Here is a 20,990-nt window from a genome sequence, read left to right as displayed (position 1 = left end):
ATTTCAATTACTTAGATTGCGCATGCGTTTTATATCTCTGAGCGGAGGTTCCCCAAACATTCGGGCATATTCCCTATTAAACTGACTAACACTCTCATAGCCAACGCGTATAGCAGCACTACCAGCATCCATATCCTCATAAAGCATCCAATGCCGTGCATCTTGCAAACGCAAATTTTTTAAATATTGCAAGGGGCTTAATCCAGTAAGAGTACGGAAATGCTGTCTAAAAGTAGATGAACTCATATGCGCTTTGGCTGCTAATTCATCTATTAAAATAGTATTTGTGTAGTTTAACTTCATCCAAGCAATTACTTGAGAAATTTGCTGACTTGGAGAGCCTACAGCAGCAAGATGCTGGAGCATTGGACCATGCTCACCGTCCAGTAACCGAATGATAATTTCTCGCTGAATTAAGGGTGCAATAAATGGAATTTTGTTAGGTTCATTTAAAAGTTTAATTAAACGCATTAAGGCATCAAGTAACCCATCATCTAATGCTATAACAGACATCGCTCTTGAAGGTCCACCTTTGTAAATTCTGGAAGCATTCATTTCCGTAGCAATTTGTACAATTAAATTTGCATCCAGATCTAAGCGTAATCCTAAATAAGGTTCTGTTATTGTGGCCTGGGTTACATAAGAGACAACTGGTAAATCAATCGTATTAATAAGTGCTTGTCCAGAACCATAATCAAAAACATCTTCTCCAAGTGTTACGCGCTTTCTGCCTTGTAGTGTGACACCTAAACCCAAGCCAAATACACATGGCATCGGATCAGTAACTGTACTGCGACGATAAATAGATAATACAGGAATTTCTGTAGGATAGTCCCCATCGTTTTGAGCAATATCTTCAACTAAAGAAAGGAGGAAATTATCTACACTAGACCGATTCATTTTAGCCCGCTCCTCACAAAATCAGGATATCAATATACTGTTTAAGATTAACAGATTAAAATTTTATTAGTTATGCTTTTGCCACTTCTCATCATATTAGGCAAGAATTAAAGCAAATTTGGCAATCTAATTCTTCGTCTCCAGTGCAAACTAATATCCTCAATAGGCAAATAAAACTTAGGGTATATATGATGAAAAAAGTATTAATTATTAATACACATCAATTCTATGAAGGTATTTCTACTGGCACATTAAATAGCTCAATAGTTGAAATTATTAAAGAAACAATGCTCGGTCTAGATTGTGAAATCCAGCTTACCGAGGTTGAAAAAGGCTATGATATCAATGAAGAAGTGAATAAACACTTATGGGCTGACTTAATCATCACTCAGTCTCCCGTGTATTGGTTTGGCTCTCCATGGATCTATAAAAAATATATTGATGAAGTTTTTACTGAAGGTATGAAACAGGGAAGTTTTTTTAACTGGTGATGGACGTACTCGACAGGATCCAATCAAGCAATACGGTACAGGCGGAAAGCTTTTCGGTAAAAAGTACATGTTATCCCTAACATGGAATGCTCCTCGAGAAGCATTTAATGATTCTAATCAAAAATTATTTGAAGGTAGATCTGTTGATGATGCATTTATTCACAACACAGCAAACTACAAATTTTGTGGTGTTGAAATATTACCAACATTTTCATTTTTCGATGTCATGAAAAATCCACAGATTAACAATGATATCGAGTCTCTAAAACAACAACTATCCCAAATTTTTGACTAATTTTGAATAAGGCTCATAGCATGAAAAATGACATTTCTAATATCCTTAATACAAGACTAGTAACTGATAAATTCAAATCACACAGTCTTGTTAAAAAAGGATTTTTAATTTCAACACTAACATTTGTAACCATGGTTTTTACTGCTCAATCCACTCTTGCAGCAGAAATAAAAACGAAGATCAGCACAGAGATCAGTCAAAAAAATATGCGACATGTAACTTTCAAAAATGGTCAAATCATAATGGCTGGTAATTTGTATTTACCAGATAACTTCAATGAGAAAAAACAATATCCTACAATTATTGTGACTCATCCTGGTGGTGGTGTAAAAGAACAAACCGCAGGCTTATATGCGCAAAAGCTGGCTAAAAAAGGATTTATCACCTTAGCATTTGATGCCTCTCACCAAGGTGAAAGTGGCGGTGAACCTAGATTTTTAGAGAATCCAACTGAACGTGTAGAAGATATTCGAAGTGGTATTGATTATCTCACTACATTGAAATTCGTTGATAAAAATCGTATTGCTGCACTTGGCATTTGTGCTGGTGGTGGATATAGCATTAATGCAGCAATGACAGAACATCGTATTAAAGCAGTGGGTACTGTGAGTGGTTTTGATATTGGTTTGGGATTCCGTAAAGGCTGGCATGGTGACGGAACTTTATCAGATCAATTAAAATTATTGGATCAAGTTGCTCAGCAAAGAACCCGAGAAGCAAATGGTGCAGAACCTGTATATATCAACTATGTGCCTGAAAAACCTGATGCGAATACACCACATGATTTACGAGAAGCGACTGAATATTATAGAACTTCTCGGGGACAACATAAAAATTCCCAGAATAAATTGTTATTTTCAAGTGTAGATAAAATTATTGCATTTGATGCTACAGAGAATATTCAAGAATTACTTAAGCAGCCACTACTATTAATAGCGGGGAGTGATGCTGAATCATTGTGGCACAGTAAACATTTCTATGATTTAGCCAAAACTAAAAAAGAACTATTTCTTGTTGATCATGCAACACATATGACCATGTATGATCAACCCGATCATGTTGATCAAGCAGTAGACAAATTGGCTTCTTTCTATAATACAAATCTTTAATATCTCAGTTAGTACTCTGATAAGCTTTTAAGTATATTTAGATTAAAAACTACTTATTTAAGTCTTTACTTAATTCTTATTAGGACTTGAAAGCTGATTTTATTTTTCATAAATTTCACCCATTAAAAAACCCTCCATTAGAGGGTTTGGGTCAAAGCTAATTAAGTAAATTTACAATATTGGTCCACCCCATTTTATGAGCCAAATCTAAAGGAGTCACTGATTGATTATTCACTTCTAACTTATTAGTATTCAACCTTAAAAGTTCTTGAACAAATAAATAATTACCGGCTATAACTTCACGATGTAATAATTGATTACCACTTTCATCTTTTTCAGTAATGATTGTAGGATCTGTATTTGTAATATTTATGAACTCATCCAAAATACTCTTACACATGGGATGTTCATCTAGATTTTCGGGATAATTTTTCTGGTCATAAACTAGAAAAATTTCATCAGGATTGCCAAAATCAATCCCCCACGCCTCATCATATTCTTTACGATTTACTGCATCTAAAGTTTTACGATATTCTTGAATCGTAAACCCACCATGAACAGTGTCATTAGACAAAAACATCCAATCAACTATGGACTCAAATTGAAGCCTTACGGTCTCACCAGCTTGCACATTATCAATAATATAAGGTTCGTTTAACAAAGTTCCTGAAATTGTACTCCCATCAAAATCAACTTGATCAATCCACATATACTCAATCAAAGGTTGATTTTTATCCTCAAGGTTTTCTTGGGTAAATGCACATTTCACATAAGCCAGTTCTAGAGCAGGAACAATTCGTCGATATTCCCAATAAAGTTCACGCCAAAAATATTTAAATGTACTTATAGCTTTCTCAAAAGCTAGAATCATTTCTGGAGATTCATTCTTATGCAATTTATTCATATAACCCATATTACAGTTAATTAATATTAAACTTGCTTATATTAACACTATGATAAATTTAAAAATCTTAAAATTTCTCAACTGTGAACAAGAATTTTCAAAAAAGAAAAGCCCACTAAGACCAAATCAAAGCTGGCTTCCTGTACCGTAATTTCCTAGGCGAGTTAAAAATAAAACCTGCCACTTGGGTGGTTTAATTTATTTTAAAAGCTTTTCGACAAAATCACTTAATTCCTGTTCATCCTCAAAATTAAGCTTAAGATTAAATCCAGCTCCACCTTCTTTTGACTTTCCTTCAAAAAAGATTGTTAGTGAGGTCTCATTCGTCCCAATCTTTAGATAATTAATTTGATCTGTATTTATGATGTATTCATCATGCTGAATAAACATTGCTCTTCCTCTTGTTATGATTAAAGAAAAAACAATATATATCTGGTCAATGATTAATCCAACATATACTTAAAATCATTAGGCATTTATAAATAACACCCCAGTTTCAAGCTAAAGGTATAAATATCGTTTAAGTATTCATTGAATTAAGCTGTGCTTGCATCAGTAGTACTCATCAGCTCTCATACTAAGCAGGTATAAGGAACCACAAGTCTCTTTGATCATTAGTCATATTTGGTGTGGCATACACTTGGTGACACCCCCATTTGTCTTTAGCCACGCCTGATTTTAAATAGTAAGCACTCCCATAATAAGAATCATCACTTACTATAATATAGTAACTTAATGGAACAGGTGGAGCTCCATGCTCAATTGGTTTATGATGCAAACCAAATTGGCTTCGTTTCTTTCTATCATCATGCCATTTCGATTCACCATAAATCGTATAATCGCCCTGATCTCTATCAGCCCCTCGAAATAAATAGAATTCGTTACCAGGATCACGTTCATTTTTGAAGTAATACCCATCATCATCTTCAGTTATTTTCCAGATACAAGTTTTGTCATCTATGCACTCTTCAAGCTCATTGGGTTCATAAACAACTGCTATTACATCCCCAGCTGAATCTAAACCAGTTCCTAATTTCAAAAATCCAGAGTATTGACAATTAATAATTAAACATTCACCGTTAAATTTATTAATGATTTCATCAATTGATGTTGAGCGAGATATAATATTGTCAGTCATAATTAATTCCTATTTAGTATATTTTAAAGTGATAATTTCTTTGTTGCTTTTTTTCTTAAGCAATCTAATATATCAAATAAAATTTATGAAAAAAAATCTTTTTGTTTTTAAATATTCTTCTTCAGGCAAAGTTTTTGTGCTTCTTAAAATTATCTCTCACTAATATCTAGCTTGTATTTACATTGCAAAAAATCCCATCTTTTGATGAGCTTTTAATATCTTATGTGATCTTCATGTAAACTTCGTTCACTATAACGCAATCCTAGTGTTTACCTTATACAGGGTCAAGTTCTCAATAAAAGATAAAAAAGGAAGCTTCTAGTTAGTAATTTTAAAGTCGCTTATAAGACTTGATCTTAACTAATACGAAGTAATAAATACTTTATCTAGAAATATCTCAAGAATTAGGTTGCTGATAATAGAAAATTGATTTTAGAAGACATTCAAGTGAACTCCTCTATTAAAATTTGACTAATCATATCTGTGGTTGGGTTTTGTTTGGAATATAAATAAAGCATAAATCTAATATTTGGTAGCTCTGGTAAGTTATAGCTTGAATTAATAACCCCAATATTGTCATTTAAAGCAGATTTATTTAGACAAGATATTCCTAGTCCAGCTTCAACTGCTGCCGTGATACCTTTTACACCAGTAGCTGTATGGGCAATATAGAATGGAATTTTATTTTGAATAAGGCTCTGTTCTGTAAAATCTTTCAATAAGCAACTAGATGACATAGTTATAACAGGCAAAGGACTATTATCTATTTCTAACTCATGGGATTTGACCCAAAATAGAGGCTCTTCCAATAATTTAATGGGTTGATTATCTCCTTCTATTACATCTTCAAATTCCATATAAATTGCTAAATCATAATTATTTGAAAAAAGATTATTTTTTATATCCTCACTTTTTACAACTGAAATATGAAGTTTTAAGAAAGGAAATTTTTTTTGGATTCTTTTTAAAATTTTAGTTAAGTCATTAGGCCTAAAATAGTCGGTTATTGCTATTCTGAATTCACCAGCTATATTTATTCCTCTAATTTTATTCAAAGCAAGAGAACATGACATTAGAATATTCTCAGCTTCTATTAAAAGTAACTGACCTTCTGCTGTTAGAGATGTTCCTCTCCTATCTCTAATCATTAATTTTTTTCCTACAAAATCTTCTAACTTTGATAATTGTTCACTTATTGTTGAATTTGTCAGATTTAGTTTTGGCGATGCTGAAGAAATAGTTCCTGAATTAGCGACAACAACAAATGTGGAGAGCAACGTCGTATCAAAATATTTCATGTTCGGAAAAACCGTACTTATTATTCATTAAAATTTGATTTTACCATATACAGCATTAACTTATTATTAGAAAAAATATTGTGGAGATCAAAAAATGCCAGCTATCAAATTATTGTTGTCTGGAGAACGAGCTGATTATGATGTCGTCTCTATCATAGAAAATCTTACGGAAATGACTTGTAGAATTTTAATAAAAGAGAAAAGTAAAACAATGATTATTGTCGAATTTATTCAAAGAGATTTATGGTTTATTGGCTCTAATTCATTGGAGAGTTTAGGAAAAAATTCATTCAAAATTGATGTAACTGTCACAGATGAAACTTGTACTAAAGATCAAAAGGCCTCTTATATTAAAGAAGGATTTATTTTATTAAACCGTTATGTAAATCAATTGCATGAACACTCAAATATCCATGTAATTGATTGTAGAGGCGGAGCTTATGGATATGGGGGTAAAACTCAAGATTATCTGTATTATCACAAATGATCTTTAAGATCATGGTATCAATAGTATGAGCAGTGGCCCCATGATCATTCTTACCTATAAAAAGTACAAGAAACTTATTTTTAAAGATTATAAAAAGGTCATTTATTATGACCTTTTTCATTTTTTATCCCAACCTCACCAAAAAATACTCAAGCAATCTCTCCCTTTCATCTGGTTTCTTAGGGTCTAAAAGCTGAACCATCGCACCATCAATCACAAATAAAAACATGTGTGCATCTTGTTTTGAAGCATTTGCATTGGTGGTTAAAAGCAACTTATAGATTTCATTGATCAACCAGTTTCGGTATTCAATCACGACCTGATACGCCTTTGGGTGTGTTTTCGCAATTTCAAAAATAGCCTTAAATAGCAAATGATAAAGCCCTTCTAAATCGGCATGTAAGAAGTAAATTTTTCGAAGTTTTTCAATAAGCGATAATTCTTTTTGAATATAAATGATTGAAATTACCTTTTCTTTAAGGCCATCTTTTTGAAAAGTCAGGCTCATTTCAATGAGACGTTCTTTTGAATGAAAGTAGTTATAAAAAGTAGCTTTTGGCACTTTTGCCGACTCGATAATTCGGTCTACTCCGACGTTATGAAAGCCGTATTTATTAAAGAGAAATCTTGAAGTGTGAAGCACGCTTAAAGCACGAAATGGGAGATCTGAATGTGGCATAATTTTACCTTTTTAAAATAAATTCTTGTTGTATATAAATGAGATAAAAATGCTTTCGCTTTTTTGAGCAAATAAAAGGCATAGCAAAGCCATAAAGACTGTGCTTGGCACATCTCAAGTTTTATTGTTGCTAAGTTTTTAAACGAAATGATTTAAAGTCCGATAAGCCTATAGCTCATCAAACTGTTTTAAAGACGAATCAAGTTGTGTCGTTATAGAATTTGGCAATGGCTGCCAAGAAATAATGAATGTACAAAGCCAACTCCTTTTTATTTGGAGTTCTGCCAAAGCATTATAATTTATGGTGGCAGAACGGAAGCGGGTTGACGGACTGGTTTCAACTCCAGCACACTCGAAAGTGTCCCACTCCCGTCCTACCGCTACGGGAGGGAACGAGGTGTGCACACAAAACTATTCCTCAGAAGAAATAATCCTGATGTGGTTGAAATAACGGTCCGTCAAAACCGACTGGCGATGTAGGCCAGCCCGCAAATGGTAATCTTCAAAAATTAAGGTGTCAATGTGAAATTGGCTAGAAATTATTTAATTAATTATTGTTTTTCATTTAATTACACAATTAAGAAAAACCTTAAATATTGGCTTAACAATTTAAATTCTACTTTTACAACATCAATATAAAGTCCTCTCTATAACTTTTACCAAGCTAGATATATTTTTAAATAAAAAGATAATGATTAGAATGATATGTACTATAAAAATGGGCAAAATTAAAACAGGCATGTCCATCCCTTTTCTTTAATAGTTTTAATGGGTAATCTATGATTTTCAGAATAACTTATTAAAAATATGAAAAAGGGATTTAGTGTTCATAAGTATGTTGTTTCCAACAATAGAAAAGGTTTTTATCTTTGGGCAATCAAAAATGATAAAAAAGAGCTTTTTGAATCAATTTCTAAAGATTGGGTTGCATTAGAAACTTTCTCAGGGGACCGAGTTCCACTCGAAATAATCAGTCAAGAAATAAGAAACATGGCAACTCTTGCCAATGAACCGAATCTAGGTCTTAAAGTGATCGACAGTGGTGATATTAAACTTTCACCTTTTTATAAGATTATCAGCTTAAGCTTAGGGCCAGCCTTAAGTAAAAAAATAGATTTACCTTTTATTTTTATTGTGCGATTAATTGTTCATTATTTCAGTACCTTAACAGAGGTTGTCTCTATTGATTTACAAGAATCCGGCAACAGTATCAATATCAAATTTAAGCCCAACTTACCTGAACTCTTTAGTTACCATCAAATTGAAGGATCTATGCTTGCAGTTACACGACTTATAGCCCATTTGCAAAACTTTTGGCCGGATCAAATCGAATTTCAACATAAGCCAGATGTTGTCCATTTAGATATTTACTTAAAAATGTTTAAAGCATACCCACTATTTTCAAAAGAAAAAAACCAATTAATTTATGATTCGACTAAACATATCTCGTTAGATTCACCAATAATTATCAATCCTTTCATAAACTCAATCGAGCAACAGTTTCCAGAAATTTCTTATAAAGAAAAAGTAAGTTTGGTGCTTTGTACGACATTAGGTTTTCTATTACCTAATATTAAAGATATAGCCACATCAATGAATATTAGTATCAAAACACTGCAAAGACGATTAAACAATGAAAGTACGACTTTTAATGACATTCTCTTAGAAATACGAAAAAAAAGAGTCATTGAATATCTAGAAACTGAACAGTTTACCTCTCAACAAATAAGTACCTTGTTGGGCTATAAAGCAAAAAGCCAATTCCTAAAAGCATTTCAAATTTGGTTTGGGATGACTCCAAAAGAATATAAGGCGAGAATATTTCATCTCGCCCCATAATATTTATTTCATTAGAAATTTAATTTTTGGTATGCATTACATCCTAGAGCTTCAAACTCTGCTTTCGTGAAGTATTGCGCTTGTGGTAAGTACTCGCCTAGTACAGTACTTTCGTCTCCTGGGGTTTTCGTATTTTGAACTGCATTATGGAAATTGCTCGATGGCAACATATTACGGATAACAATTCTCGCATCATTTTTATTGTCTGTACGACCTTGAGCAATCGAGAATCCATCTCCATTTTCAGACCATTTCAAAAAGTCTACACCACACTCTTTGGTTGCATTGCTTGGGCGATCACTACTAAGTCCCGTAACAATTGTATATTTCCCATCTGGATTAATTGTAATATTTTCATCAAATAAACAATCAGTTACTTTCTGAGAGTAATATTCATTCTGACACATTGACCAGTAACGGAGTTGTGCATTTTTACTATCAAAGCGATCCTCGCCATTAAATGTTTTTGGTACTTGTGGAATTTTGCCACGAATAACAACAATTGGTTTAATACTACGATCTAAGAATGTGCCTATGTACTGATTATCCAAATTTGCATAAAAAGCTACGCTTCGAACAGGGTTAGTATCGCATTTCCCACCAAAATCACATTGGAGTGAAAAGGCGGTGTTATAACTAGAACGCCATATAGGAACATCTTTAGCAGGATTGTTTTTACGAACTTGAGCATATGTTTCTGCTGGAATAAATGGAATACTAAGTATCTTATTATCACTATTCAATGCATTACAGGCTGCTTGTCCAGTTAATACTTGTCCTTGCCGTGTGGTTAACTCAATTTTTGGTAGGCTTACACCACCTAATAAGTTTTTCCCTTTATTTGGTATGTATACTCGATAAAGCAGTACAGCTGCTGCTCCATCTTTAGCGTAATCATACATCGTATTTGCAGCCCGACTTGCAGGGGCTTCGCCAGCCGCAACGGTTAAGGTGTATGACCGATTTGAATTGTTTCTAGCACTACCATCAACAAATGGATTAACGCCATTATTATTAGGAATAATTGTACTATCACTAATAGCATCAGCAGGTGAAGTATCAGCTTTATAACTATTCATAGACATATATCGAGCGTAAGGGAAATCTCCTTTTAGTCGAAGTACAGCACCTTCAGGTAAGCTATATTTAGCGCTCCAATATGCGCTGCCAGTATCAGGAAAAGCAAAGTTAGTGGCCGGATTTTCTTTTACATAGGGGCCTTGCCAAAAACAATCACTTGTTTCAACTGGTGGAGTGATTGTGACGTTTTCTTCACTCGAATTATCTCCGCATGCACTCAACCCAACTGTAATTAAACAAAGACTCGCGATAAAATTAATTGCTTTATACATATGTCCTCCTAACATTTTGTTATTAGCAATACCAATAATGATAGACAAAATATTTTTATAGATAAGTCGCTATGAAGGACATTTTTCTCTAAAGAGGTCGCATTTAGCGACAAAAGAATATTTCTAAACTACTTCTTTGAAATGAAGTGGTAGCCAATACCCTTTTACTGATTTTTCCTCCCCCTTAATTGAAGATCTGTATCAACTGCTGCAAACCGAATATGCGTTGAATCATGCGCTTGATCCTATTACTTGGTTGAAAACAGCCTCTTGCCAATTGACACCAATCCTTAAAGTTAAATCCACAAAAAAAAGATCCTTTAATTTTGAATTAAAGGATCTTTTTTTGAAGTCGTTTTAGTTTTAGTTTTAGGTAGTAGTTGATATTTGTGCCATCTCTTTCTTTTCTAGACGATTTAGCAAGGTGCCAAAGATTGCTGCAACAATGTACATAAATAATGAATAAACTGCTGCTGGCATAGCGGCCGTACTGCTTGCCATTACTGTAAAAGCAATGGTCATGGCTAAGGTACTGTTATGAATCCCAATTTCAAACGCACAAGCTTTTGCCTGAAAGCTATTTACACCGAATAATCGTGGAACAAAATAGCCAACCATTAAACTACATACGCAGAACAGCAAAGTTGCCAATCCAATTTGCCCAATATACGTCATCAGATTTTGGTAATCCCGCGCAATTGCCAATATGATGATGGATACGAGAAAAACAATAGCAAAAATACGCACAGGTTTATTAAGCTTTTCAGCCATATGCGGTGAAAAATGACGGACTAACATCCCAATACCCACGGGCACTAAAATAATGAGAAAAACTTGTATGATTTTAGAGAATTGCAAACCTACATTTTGTCCATTTTCCATAAAGTGTTGTATTGCAAAATTCACAATTAATGGAAGTGTAAAGGCAGCAATCACCGAATTTATAGCCGTTAAAGTAATATTTAAAGCGATATCACCTTTATAGAGATAACTAAATAAATTAGCAGTTGGCCCGCCCGGTGACGCAGAAAGTAGCATTAATCCCACAGCAAGCATTGGTGGTAAAGCAAGAATCTTACAAATAATAAAAGCAATACTGACTAAAATAACCAGTTGGCAAAATAATGCGATAAAGACTGCTTTGGGGTGTTGTCGTACACGTTTGAAGTCATTTACGGTCAGCTCTAGACCTAAACCAGCCATAATAATTGCAAGTGCAATTGGTAAAAATACGGTAATTAATCCTGAACCCATAATCTCATTCCTTTTTTTCCATTTATTGATGGACCTTCTAGTCCCATACGCTTATGTTTTTAATTAAAAAATTAAAAATTCTTATTAAACCTTTAGTTCTTTTCTTAAAATTTTACCCACATTCGACTTAGGTAATTCATTAATAAATTGAATATAGCGTGGTTGTTTGTAGCCTGTCAGGTTTTCTTTTGCATAGGTCTGGATTTCTTCAACCGATAAAGAATCATCTTTTTTAACAATAAAGGCTTTGGGCACTTCACCCGATTTTTCATCTGCAATGCCGACCACAGCGACTTCCAAAATTTTTGGGTGTTGAGCCAAAACTTCTTCAATTTCATTTGGAAAAACATTAAAACCTGAAACTAAAATCATGTCTTTCTTACGGTCAATAATTTTGGTATAGCCTTTTTCATTCATGAAACCAATATCACCGGTTCTAAAGAAACCATCATCCGTCATGACCGCTTTAGTTTCTTCAGGCAAATTCCAGTAACCTTTCATGACCTGCGGGCCACGAATTGCAATTTCTCCAGTTTCACCGGGTGCTAATTGATGACCTTCATTATCCAAAATAGCAATATCCGTACTCGGTACAGGAATACCGATCGTGCCACTAAACAGATTAGAGATTGGTGGGTTAAAAGTAGCAACTGGTGAGGTTTCTGATAAGCCATATCCCTCACGAATAATACGTCCTGTCAGTTTTTCCCATCCATCGGCGGTGGATTTTAAAATTGCCATACCGCCGCCTGTGGTAATTTCTAAACGGCTGTGGTCCAATTTATTAAAGCCTTCATGATTAAGCAGTGCATTAAATAAAGTATTTACAGCAGGAAAAACTGTAGGACGATATTTTTCAAAACAATGCACGAGAGCATCTAAATCACGCGGATTTGGAACTAAAACAGTGGCATAACCTTTATTCATTGCACTGTGCAATAAACAGACAGTAAAACCAAAAATATGATAAAGCGGTAAAGCACAGATCGCTATTTCATCTTCAAGAGCATCTCGGTCACCAAAGTAGCTTTTAAAAACCACATTATTTTGTAATAAATTGGCGACAATATTTTTATGGGTTAATTCCGCACCCTTTGATATACCTGTTGTTCCACCCGTATATTGCAAAAGCACAGTATCATCTAGAACAAGTTCAGGACGTATATAGTCTTGGGCATTTACCTTTAATAAGATTTGCTTAAAACTATAGTTTTTTGAATCTGATGCGTCTAATTCAACAGGTTGTTCGACTAACATTTCAGTCATCGTGGTGGTAATAATCTGCTCAACCGCCACTTGCTCTTTGATAGCCTCATAAACAGGTAAAAACTGTTCCAATATAAATAAGACTTTTGCGCCTGCATCATTTAATTGATGCTTTAATTCACGTGCGGTATAGAGTGGATTAATATTGACCAGAATGTAACCTGCGCGAATCACGGCAAGTGAAATAATCGGATATTGAATAATATTGGGCATCATTACGGCAACACGTGTACCTTTTTCTAGCCCTAAACTTTGCAAGAATGTTGCTACTTGTCGGCTATATAAATCGATTTCATCATAAGAAAAAAATTTATCTGCAAATATGAACGCATTTCTTTGCTGGAACTTATTAAAACTGTTGTCCCAAAAATCGAGAAGTGAAGTTTGTTCATCAGGCAAAGTAATTGTACTTTCAATATTCCATTGCTTATATTCATCTAACCAGATCTGATTTGTCATCTTATCGTCCTTTATGATAGAGAGGAATTTCGATTTTCTTCTGTGTCATCTATGTCATTATTGTTAAGTTAAAATTTATAACCAATTTTCAAACCATAACCAATTGAATAGTTATTTTTATATTCACCGACATAATATTCACTGCCTGCCTGAGCACCAAGCTGACCTTTGGCATCACCGAGCCATAGATACTTCATTCCACCTGAAATAAAGTATTTTGAAGTTGGACTATATTGCGCACCAAGACCAACACTGTAATAACCTTTCGCTGGCCCGCCTGTAGATACACGCTCACCTGCACCAGAATCCCAACCAACAGAAACTGAACCTGACCATTTGTCACTTAGACGTTGCCCAATTCCAAGATTGGCAGACCATTGATCGTCATAATAGCGAACCAGATTAAAACCATTTGGACGACTTGGTGTTGATAAAACCCCAACAACTTCTGAGATTTCGCCAAAACGATATGGTTTAAACTCAAAATCATTCCAGTGAACCCAACGCACATTACCAAACAATAAAGTACCTTTGCGTAATCCGGTCTGAAATTCCAAATTCACTGACTCAGGTGCTCTAAATTTAGTTGGACCTGACGTTCCTGCATCTGGTAAGCCAGCAACAATACGATTGAGTGCTTCTTTACGTGATTCAGTGAGTTGTCCAATAGAAACCATATACGCCAAATGCTGATCAAGAAAATCACGACCTTGCTGCGTACTTAGCATATCAACCATGGGCACATGTTCATTGGCAGTCACTTCATGCATAATTTCTGAACGATAGGTCAATGAGGCTTTAATGGCTTTTTCGGGGATTTGATAAGCCAATCCTGCCGTCCACCCCCAATCTCCAACTTCTTTGGCGTCAAAGTCATAGCCATTATATAAACTGAAAACTTGACCTCTTAAATTGATGTTACTTTTAAAAGTCTGATAAACAGGGCCTGCATAAAAATTCCAGTTTTTATTCGGTTGATAACCAAAAATCAGACTAAAATTTTGCATAACAAAATTCGATTTGGTGTTCCCTGTTATGACTTTTCCACCTGTCTTTTGGGCAAGTGTTGCAGAATTAATGCCTGGTACTAAAACCGTATCGTTCGGATTAGCAACAAAGCTGTTCTTTCCATAATATTCTGAGTCGGATGTAAATGGCTGATCATAAAGAAAGCCAAATGAAAACTGCGGGGCTAACTGTAATTTCAAAGCTGCACTGGGACGATAATCAGAATTTGCAATATCAGAAATAGCATTACGCGTTGGGTTTGTACCCGCTTCTTGTCCTTCTAACGAAGTGTCTGAAACAGATAAACTTGCCTCAAAATAATTATCAGGTTGTAGAAATGCAGAAATTGATTGTCCTGTTCGATCAAATGCTGCTGCATAGATTGGGCTCGTACAAAATGAAGCCATTACCATGACTAAAGTTTTCTTTTCCATCTTTTAATCCGTCCTAGATTTTTTATTTTTACTTATTAGGGCGCTCTTATACCGAACGCCCGAAGTTTGTTTCTACATGGTGGTTCTTATTAGGTAACTTCAAATAAACTGGCTGATTCCACATCTCCCATTGATACCGCGACATAACACATCTTCAATAAACTTAGGTCCTTCCCCTGCCTATTCAACGGCAGGTTTAAGGAATGGTTCTTACTAGAACCATTCTTCCGACATAGTGAGTGGAGTCGTCTCTACCGGATCAAGTACCGCTAACCAACTTATAATTTTTGGCATTTCCCAACCAAAGAAATAATCACAAGCTGCAAGCTTCCCATGCAGAAAATCAGGGTCTGTTGAATTTGGCATGAGTTTATGAATGACTACTGCTTGATCAAGCCATAACCACCCCACCACAAGATGCCCAAAGGCTTCCAGATAATTGGCGGCATTTGCCAGTTGGAGTTCTACATCGGTTAAGGCATGTAATTTCACTGTTACATTTTGGATGAGTTGCCACTTTTGAGCTAAGTGATCTGCATGATCCTTTAAAGAAGGCTCTGCTTTGGCGTGTGCAATGGTATTCATGATTTTTTCATGTAATAGTTTCATCGACAGCCCCTGATTAAGACGAGTTTTACGTCCTAATAAATCGAGTGCCTGAATACCAAATGTTCCTTCATGGATTGGATTGAGTCGATTGTCCCGATAAAACTGTTCAACGTTATATTCACGGGTATAACCGTAACCACCATGAACTTGAATTGCTAAATCATTTGCTACAAGTCCCCATTCAGAAGACCAACTTTTCACCACCGGAGTTAATAGATCAAGTAATTGATTGGCTTGATTACGCTGCTCGGCATCTTCAAGTGAGTGGATATCATCGGTTAAGCGGGCTGCATATAGGCACAGTGCCAATGCACCTGAGACATATGCTTTTTGCGCCAACAGCATACGGCGGACATCTGCATGTTGAATGAGCGGGATTTGTGGAGAACTTGGATTACGTTCGCTACGAGAGCGACCTTGTACTCGGGTTTTTGCATAATCTAAAGCATGCAGATAACCTGTATATCCCAATGCTGCCGCCCCAAGTCCAACCGAAATTCGGGCTTCATTCATCATATGGAACATATAGGCCAGCCCTTTACCAGCTTCGCCGACTAGCTCGCCAATTGCACCGGCTTCTCCTTCGGGTGTGAAACGACCTTCCCCAAAATTCAGCACGCAGTTGACTGTTCCCCGATAGCCCATTTTATGGTTAATCCCAGCCAACACTACATCGTTGCGTTCGCTTGGCTGTCCATTTTCATCGAGTAATTTACGCGGTACGGTAAACAAAGAAATGCCTTGCACACCTGCTGGTAATTGTCCATTTTCATCTGGAATTTTTGCCAAAACTAAATGAACAATATTGTCAGAGATATCGTGCTCGCCACCTGAAATCCACATTTTGTTTCCAAACAAGCGATAACGACCCTCTTCTGTTTTAATCGCACGTGTACGAATATCAGCCAGACTTGAACCTGCTTGTGGTTCAGATAAACACATCGTTCCGAAGCATTTACCTTCCATCATGGCGTTGACATAGGGTTTAACTTTTTTAGGTTCACCATGGGCCATTAATAAATTTGCATTACCAATGGTTAAAAAGGCATAGCCTGCTGTTCCTGAATTGGCACCGAGTAGATATGCCATACCTGCACGCTCAATGGTATTGGGTAAGTTCATACCATTCCAATCTGATGGAAAAGCTGCACTCATCAAACCCGCATCAGCAAAGGCTTTAAGCGCGACTCCGACTTCAGGATTGACAGTCACACGTTCACCATCAAAAACAGGTTCGTTACTGTCATTTTTTTTATTATGAGGAGCAAATAAATCAGTTGCCAAAGCCTCGTAAACGTTTAAAACAGACGTATATTCAAAACGGTCCTGTCCTGCAAAAGAATTGCGTTGACTAAGTTCTTCAACTTTTAGCCAATCGAATAGCAAAAAATCTACATCACGGCGAGAGAGAATTAATTCATTGCTCATGGTTTATTCCTATACGTTCACAAGTGTAAGCCACTCTGTAACAAGTGCTGGCTTGGCTTGGTTTTCAATTTCAATCGTGACTTCCATGATCAATTGATAAACTCCCTTATTTTTTTCAGAAACATTTTTTAAGTGAAAATGTCCGCGCACACGCTTACCGCTATGTACAGGGCTGATAAAACGCAAATTATTGATGCCATAATTCACGGCAGATTGCTGCCCTTGTACAGTAGGAATGACTTGGGCAGCCATAGCTGAAAGTAAAGATAGCGTTAAAAAACCATGTGCAATCGTGCCACCAAAGGGAGTTTGACGAGCAGCTTCTTCATCCACATGAATAAATTGATGATCCAGTGTTACATCAGCAAAGGTATTGATCATGGTTTGCTCTATTGCAATCCAGTCTGAGCTACCGAGTGTCTTGCCTTGTAACTCAAAGAGTTGCTCGATGCTTAATGTATTTTTTGTCAAAATTATTCTCCTGCCATTAATGAAGCCTTTTTCAGCTCAAGCTCACCCTGAGCGCCTCCTCTGACAGGCACAAACTCATCTGTTCGGTCCGAAACATCAGCTAAACGTTGTGCTAAAACATGAGGAACTTGTTCATCTGTACCTAAATAAATTCCTTGTGTGAGGGTGATGTGTGCTGCCTCAAAACTACCTGCGCCAGCGCAAAGAATCATACGGGTAGGCGCATCTTCGCTAACCAAAGTCGCGATTGCAGGACTGACGGCACTTGGCGCAAGGGCTTTGAGTGCGTCTTCGGGTAATAAACCTTCAAGCATACGAGTTGCAGCTGTTGGTGCTAGACAGTTCACCCGCACATTAGATTTTTCACCTTCTAGGGCAAGCGTCTGCATTAACCCAACCAAGGCCATTTTTGCAGCGCTGTAGTTGGACTGCCCAAAATTGCCGTACAAACCTGAGGATGAAGTGGTCATGACAATACGACCATATTTTTGCTCACGCATGATATCCCATACAGCTTTAGTGCAATTTACCGCCCCCATGAGATGCACATCAATTACTGTACGGAAGTCATCTAGTGACATCTTACTAAAGGTTTTATCTCGAAGAATTCCAGCGTTATTAATTAAAATATCCACACGACCCCAGCGGGCAATTGTTTCATCTACCATCTGTTGAACTTGTTCAATATCAGTGACTGAAGCGCCATTTGCCATCGCCTCGCCACCCGCTGCAATAATTTCATCCACGACTTTTTGGGCCGCCATGGTTGAGCCGCCCTTTCCGTTTACATCACTACCCAGATCATTCACGACCACTTTTGCACCCAAACGAGCCAGTAACAGCGCATGTTCTCGCCCTAGACCAGCGCCTGCACCTGTAACAATAGCCACTCGATTGTTTAAATTAATTGTCATGATTTTTTCCTAAATAAATGAATAAGATGTATTTAATAAATGTTTTAATAAGCTGTCACGCCGCCATCAATTGCAATGGCTTGACCTGTGAGATATGAGTTTTCTTTGGCACACATCATCAACATCATTGCCACCACTTCGCTTGGATGGCCAAGACGCTTCATTGGCGAGGCCTGCGCTAAAAAGTCTTGTTTCTCTTTGAGTTCACTGTCGACCACCATCGGGGTGGTTGTATAAAATGGACAAATTGCATTAACTCGAATGCCTTTATTTGCATATTCAATCGCTGCTGTTTTGGTTAATCCCACCACAGCATGCTTTGCCGCAGCATAGGCAGCCAATTTGGGAGCCGCGCCTAAACCTGCAACAGAAGCAACATTCAGAATAATGCCACCACCTTGTTGCAACATCTGACGAATTTGATGCTTCATTCCAAAGAACACACCTTTGGCATTGACGGCAAAACTCAAATCCAGATCTGCTTCATCGGTATCAATAAAGCTTTTCATCGGCGGACTCATACCTGCATTATTGATCCCGACATCGATTCTACCAAACTGAGTAACTGCACTTTGCACCAAAGCCTGTACATCTGCTTCACAGCTGACATCACACACTTGCGCAACCACCTCCACTCCTGCTTGGCGTAGCGGTTCAACTACAGTATTTAACCCTTCAATATTCAAGTCACCCAACACTAATTTTGCACCATACTTTGCCAGTTGCTCTGCCAGCAATGCACCAAATCCACTCGCCGCACCTGTGATTAAGACCACTTGACCTGAATAATGTTCGTACATTGCTATTCCTCCCTAAATAGTTAAACCGCCATCCACCACAATACATTCACCATTGGTGTAACTTGCAGCATCGGACACAAGATACAGTACGGTACCCGCCATTTCACGTGGTTCTGCGTGACGGCGTAATGGAATTGAACTCATCCAGCTTGTATAAATATCTTCATTTTCAAATAGGGCCGATGCAAATTTGGTCTTGGTAAGACCCGGCAATAAAGCATTCACTCGAATACCCAATGGTCCGCATTCTTTTGCAAATGCTTTGGTCATATTCACCACCGCAGCTTTGGTAATAGAATAAATACCTTGTTGGTCTCCGGGTTGTAGGGCATTCACAGATGCGGTATTCACAATTGCACCGCCGCCCTGTTCTTTCATTAATTTGCCCGCCTCGACAGACATAAAGAAATATCCACGAATGTTGACTTCAACCGTTTTGTTATAGGCCGCAATATCGGTATCCAAAATATGCCCAAAATAAGGATTGGCAGCTGCATTGTTGACTAAAATATCTAAACGACCATGTTCTTTACGAATATATTCAAAAATTTCTGCAATATCTTCTAGTTTACCCACATGACAAGCAGCAGCTTCCGCTTTACCATTTGCTGCAATAATTTCATTAGCAACGCGTTGGCAATCTTCAACCTTGCGACTAGATACAATTACATGGGCACCTTGTTCAGCTAAAAGTTTGGCAATTTCCTCACCAATACCACGACTTGCACCTGTAACTAAGGCTATTTTCCCAGTCAAATCGAATAAATTTGTAGCCATATCATTTCCTTATGTTCATGGTTTTTGTAAAGTCAGTTGTAAACAACGCTCATATAAATTTTCGACAAAAATCCCAAAATTTTTAAATTCAGGATTTTGAGTTTCTTTATGGTAATAACGATAATAAATTTGCTGAAGAATAGCGGCTAAACGAAATAAGCCAAATACCCCGTAAAACGTCCAATTGTGGGTATGTAAACCTGTTTTTTGCAGATAATAGTCCACGACTTCCTGACGTAAAAACATACCTTGTAAATAGGTTGGCTGACGACGCATAGATTTCAATGTTGCGTTATCGTCATCTTGTACCCAATAAGCCAAAGCACATCCTAAATCCATAAGTGGATCGCCCAGAGTCGTCATTTCCCAATCTAAAACCCCAATAATAGAAGTGGGTTGTTGTCGATCTAAAATGAGGTTATCAAATCGCCAATCGTTATGAATGACACACGTTTTACTGTCTTGCGGGACATGCGCATGTAGCCATTGTCTTATCTCACTGAAATTTGGTACATCAGGCGTTAATGCTTTTTCATAACGCTTATCCCACCCTTCAACTTGGCGACGACAATAACCCTCGCCTTTACCTAGCATTTCTAAATCAGTGCCTTGATAAGGGAGTTGATGTAAGGCGATTAAAGAATCCAGCATATTTGTACAGAGAACTTTGAGCTGATCTCTACTTAAACTTAGGTCTTGGGGCAGATCAGCACGAAGAATTATGCCTTCGATACGTTCCATCACATAAAAATCACAACCAATGACGGTGTGATCTGTACACAGTGCCACCATTTCGGGAACCATAGGATAAAGTGGCTTAAGTGCTTTTTGCACCCGATATTCACGCACCATATCATGAGCAGATTTTGCTTTTGTGCCTGATGGTGGGCGCCGTAAAATCAAATCGTGATTATCGCATTCAATCCGATAAGTCCAATTAGAGGCCCCACCCGAATATTGAGTTATTTTTGGTGTACCTTTTAAAAAAATACCTTGTTGAAACAGCCAGTCTTGTATAGCAGTTATGTTGAGTTCTTCACCCTGACGTACCTGACCACCAACATCAATCACAGACATG

The 20,990-nt window shown here is 36.8% G+C and carries 21 protein-coding genes; 5 read left to right on the top strand and 16 right to left on the bottom strand.

Annotated elements, in window-relative coordinates; genetic code table 11:
- Positions 1-3 precede the first annotated feature (3 nt).
- Complete coding sequence (locus tag FY048_RS04880; RefSeq protein ID WP_426454030.1) at positions 4-900, bottom strand: AraC family transcriptional regulator N-terminal domain-containing protein; 897 nt, start codon at positions 898-900, stop codon at positions 4-6.
- A 191-nt stretch (positions 901-1,091) separates the two neighbouring features.
- Between FY048_RS04880 and FY048_RS04875 the strand changes: the two genes are divergently transcribed.
- The 3 genes from FY048_RS04875 to FY048_RS04865 all read left to right on the top strand — a co-directional run bounded on the left by FY048_RS04875 (position 1,092) and on the right by FY048_RS04865 (position 2,795).
- On the top strand, positions 1,092-1,391 hold the full coding sequence (locus tag FY048_RS04875; protein WP_446090347.1) for an NAD(P)H-dependent oxidoreductase: 300 nt from the start codon (positions 1,092-1,094) through the stop codon (positions 1,389-1,391).
- A gap of 67 nt (positions 1,392-1,458) precedes the next feature.
- Entirely contained in the window at positions 1,459-1,686 is a 228-nt protein-coding gene (locus FY048_RS04870; protein WP_446090346.1) for a hypothetical protein, read from the top strand.
- Between the two features lie 242 nt (positions 1,687-1,928).
- The gene (locus tag FY048_RS04865) at positions 1,929-2,795 is read left to right on the top strand and encodes an alpha/beta hydrolase (RefSeq protein ID WP_427959341.1); all 867 of its coding nucleotides are present in this window, start codon (positions 1,929-1,931) and stop codon (positions 2,793-2,795) included.
- A gap of 157 nt (positions 2,796-2,952) precedes the next feature.
- On the opposite strand, the gene FY048_RS04860 is transcribed toward FY048_RS04865, so the two are convergent.
- From FY048_RS04860 to FY048_RS04845, 4 genes are all read right to left on the bottom strand, one after another.
- Positions 2,953-3,666, bottom strand: a complete 714-nt coding sequence (locus tag FY048_RS04860; protein WP_446090719.1) for a DUF2314 domain-containing protein — start codon at positions 3,664-3,666, stop codon at positions 2,953-2,955.
- A gap of 231 nt (positions 3,667-3,897) precedes the next feature.
- On the bottom strand, positions 3,898-4,089 hold the full coding sequence (locus FY048_RS04855; RefSeq protein ID WP_446090345.1) for a hypothetical protein: 192 nt from the start codon (positions 4,087-4,089) through the stop codon (positions 3,898-3,900).
- Between the two features lie 187 nt (positions 4,090-4,276).
- Positions 4,277-4,837, bottom strand: a complete 561-nt coding sequence (locus tag FY048_RS04850; RefSeq protein ID WP_348950687.1) for a hypothetical protein — start codon at positions 4,835-4,837, stop codon at positions 4,277-4,279.
- Positions 4,838-5,280: 443 nt separating this feature from the next.
- Positions 5,281-6,135, bottom strand: a complete 855-nt coding sequence (locus tag FY048_RS04845) for a LysR substrate-binding domain-containing protein (protein WP_446090344.1) — start codon at positions 6,133-6,135, stop codon at positions 5,281-5,283.
- A gap of 94 nt (positions 6,136-6,229) precedes the next feature.
- Here FY048_RS04845 and FY048_RS04840 point away from each other — a divergent pair, with 94 nt between their 5' ends.
- Entirely contained in the window at positions 6,230-6,622 is a 393-nt protein-coding gene (locus tag FY048_RS04840; RefSeq protein WP_017389709.1) for a tautomerase family protein, read from the top strand.
- A gap of 124 nt (positions 6,623-6,746) precedes the next feature.
- Here the strand turns inward: FY048_RS04840 and FY048_RS04835 are convergent, their stop codons facing one another.
- The gene (locus FY048_RS04835; RefSeq protein ID WP_446090343.1) at positions 6,747-7,301 is read right to left on the bottom strand and encodes a TetR/AcrR family transcriptional regulator; all 555 of its coding nucleotides are present in this window, start codon (positions 7,299-7,301) and stop codon (positions 6,747-6,749) included.
- Between the two features lie 807 nt (positions 7,302-8,108).
- Between FY048_RS04835 and FY048_RS04830 the strand changes: the two genes are divergently transcribed.
- Positions 8,109-9,140 carry a helix-turn-helix domain-containing protein gene (locus FY048_RS04830; RefSeq protein WP_446090342.1) on the top strand — a complete coding sequence of 344 codons (1,032 nt, stop codon included), beginning with the start codon at positions 8,109-8,111 and terminating at the stop codon, positions 9,138-9,140.
- A gap of 11 nt (positions 9,141-9,151) precedes the next feature.
- On the opposite strand, the gene FY048_RS04825 is transcribed toward FY048_RS04830, so the two are convergent.
- From FY048_RS04825 to FY048_RS04780, 10 genes are all read right to left on the bottom strand, one after another.
- The gene (locus tag FY048_RS04825; protein WP_348950679.1) at positions 9,152-10,492 is read right to left on the bottom strand and encodes a hypothetical protein; all 1,341 of its coding nucleotides are present in this window, start codon (positions 10,490-10,492) and stop codon (positions 9,152-9,154) included.
- 369 nt (positions 10,493-10,861) lie between these two features.
- Positions 10,862-11,746, bottom strand: a complete 885-nt coding sequence (locus FY048_RS04820; protein ID WP_446090341.1) for a bile acid:sodium symporter family protein — start codon at positions 11,744-11,746, stop codon at positions 10,862-10,864.
- 84 nt (positions 11,747-11,830) lie between these two features.
- On the bottom strand, positions 11,831-13,471 hold the full coding sequence (locus FY048_RS04815; RefSeq protein ID WP_446090340.1) for an AMP-binding protein: 1,641 nt from the start codon (positions 13,469-13,471) through the stop codon (positions 11,831-11,833).
- Positions 13,472-13,539: 68 nt separating this feature from the next.
- Positions 13,540-14,913 carry a long-chain fatty acid transporter gene (locus FY048_RS04810; protein ID WP_446090339.1) on the bottom strand — a complete coding sequence of 458 codons (1,374 nt, stop codon included), beginning with the start codon at positions 14,911-14,913 and terminating at the stop codon, positions 13,540-13,542.
- Between the two features lie 213 nt (positions 14,914-15,126).
- Positions 15,127-16,950, bottom strand: a complete 1,824-nt coding sequence (locus FY048_RS04805) for an acyl-CoA dehydrogenase (protein ID WP_446090338.1) — start codon at positions 16,948-16,950, stop codon at positions 15,127-15,129.
- A gap of 9 nt (positions 16,951-16,959) precedes the next feature.
- Positions 16,960-17,421, bottom strand: a complete 462-nt coding sequence (locus tag FY048_RS04800; RefSeq protein ID WP_446090337.1) for a MaoC family dehydratase — start codon at positions 17,419-17,421, stop codon at positions 16,960-16,962.
- A gap of 2 nt (positions 17,422-17,423) precedes the next feature.
- Positions 17,424-18,335 carry an SDR family NAD(P)-dependent oxidoreductase gene (locus FY048_RS04795; protein ID WP_446090336.1) on the bottom strand — a complete coding sequence of 304 codons (912 nt, stop codon included), beginning with the start codon at positions 18,333-18,335 and terminating at the stop codon, positions 17,424-17,426.
- A 44-nt stretch (positions 18,336-18,379) separates the two neighbouring features.
- Positions 18,380-19,135, bottom strand: a complete 756-nt coding sequence (locus FY048_RS04790) for an SDR family NAD(P)-dependent oxidoreductase (RefSeq protein WP_003651898.1) — start codon at positions 19,133-19,135, stop codon at positions 18,380-18,382.
- A 12-nt stretch (positions 19,136-19,147) separates the two neighbouring features.
- Complete coding sequence (locus FY048_RS04785; protein WP_003651899.1) at positions 19,148-19,912, bottom strand: SDR family oxidoreductase; 765 nt, start codon at positions 19,910-19,912, stop codon at positions 19,148-19,150.
- A gap of 15 nt (positions 19,913-19,927) precedes the next feature.
- Positions 19,928-20,989 carry a phosphotransferase family protein gene (locus FY048_RS04780; protein ID WP_446090335.1) on the bottom strand — a complete coding sequence of 354 codons (1,062 nt, stop codon included), beginning with the start codon at positions 20,987-20,989 and terminating at the stop codon, positions 19,928-19,930.
- Position 20,990: the final 1 nt, after the last annotated feature.

It is taken from the genome of Acinetobacter sp. 1124_18A, from assembly GCF_052824995.1.
This window is presented reverse-complemented; position numbering and strand designations above follow the sequence as displayed.

Coding starts and splice junctions, on each gene's coding strand:
- FY048_RS04880 (WP_426454030.1), bottom strand. CDS start 900: ATGAATCGGTCTAGTGTAGATAATTTCCTCCTTTCTTTAGTTGAAGAT.
- FY048_RS04785 (WP_003651899.1), bottom strand. CDS start 19,912: ATGGCTACAAATTTATTCGATTTGACTGGGAAAATAGCCTTAGTTACA.
- FY048_RS04830 (WP_446090342.1), top strand. CDS start 8,109: ATGAAAAAGGGATTTAGTGTTCATAAGTATGTTGTTTCCAACAATAGA.
- FY048_RS04780 (WP_446090335.1), bottom strand. CDS start 20,989: ATGTCTGTGATTGATGTTGGTGGTCAGGTACGTCAGGGTGAAGAACTC.
- FY048_RS04870 (WP_446090346.1), top strand. CDS start 1,459: ATGTTATCCCTAACATGGAATGCTCCTCGAGAAGCATTTAATGATTCT.
- FY048_RS04875 (WP_446090347.1), top strand. CDS start 1,092: ATGAAAAAAGTATTAATTATTAATACACATCAATTCTATGAAGGTATT.
- FY048_RS04850 (WP_348950687.1), bottom strand. CDS start 4,837: ATGACTGACAATATTATATCTCGCTCAACATCAATTGATGAAATCATT.
- FY048_RS04860 (WP_446090719.1), bottom strand. CDS start 3,666: ATGATTCTAGCTTTTGAGAAAGCTATAAGTACATTTAAATATTTTTGG.
- FY048_RS04815 (WP_446090340.1), bottom strand. CDS start 13,471: ATGACAAATCAGATCTGGTTAGATGAATATAAGCAATGGAATATTGAA.
- FY048_RS04790 (WP_003651898.1), bottom strand. CDS start 19,135: ATGTACGAACATTATTCAGGTCAAGTGGTCTTAATCACAGGTGCGGCG.
- FY048_RS04810 (WP_446090339.1), bottom strand. CDS start 14,913: ATGGAAAAGAAAACTTTAGTCATGGTAATGGCTTCATTTTGTACGAGC.
- FY048_RS04825 (WP_348950679.1), bottom strand. CDS start 10,492: ATGTATAAAGCAATTAATTTTATCGCGAGTCTTTGTTTAATTACAGTT.
- FY048_RS04795 (WP_446090336.1), bottom strand. CDS start 18,335: ATGACAATTAATTTAAACAATCGAGTGGCTATTGTTACAGGTGCAGGC.
- FY048_RS04845 (WP_446090344.1), bottom strand. CDS start 6,135: ATGAAATATTTTGATACGACGTTGCTCTCCACATTTGTTGTTGTCGCT.
- FY048_RS04840 (WP_017389709.1), top strand. CDS start 6,230: ATGCCAGCTATCAAATTATTGTTGTCTGGAGAACGAGCTGATTATGAT.
- FY048_RS04835 (WP_446090343.1), bottom strand. CDS start 7,301: ATGCCACATTCAGATCTCCCATTTCGTGCTTTAAGCGTGCTTCACACT.
- FY048_RS04855 (WP_446090345.1), bottom strand. CDS start 4,089: ATGTTTATTCAGCATGATGAATACATCATAAATACAGATCAAATTAAT.
- FY048_RS04865 (WP_427959341.1), top strand. CDS start 1,929: ATGGCTGGTAATTTGTATTTACCAGATAACTTCAATGAGAAAAAACAA.
- FY048_RS04820 (WP_446090341.1), bottom strand. CDS start 11,746: ATGGGTTCAGGATTAATTACCGTATTTTTACCAATTGCACTTGCAATT.
- FY048_RS04805 (WP_446090338.1), bottom strand. CDS start 16,950: ATGAGCAATGAATTAATTCTCTCTCGCCGTGATGTAGATTTTTTGCTA.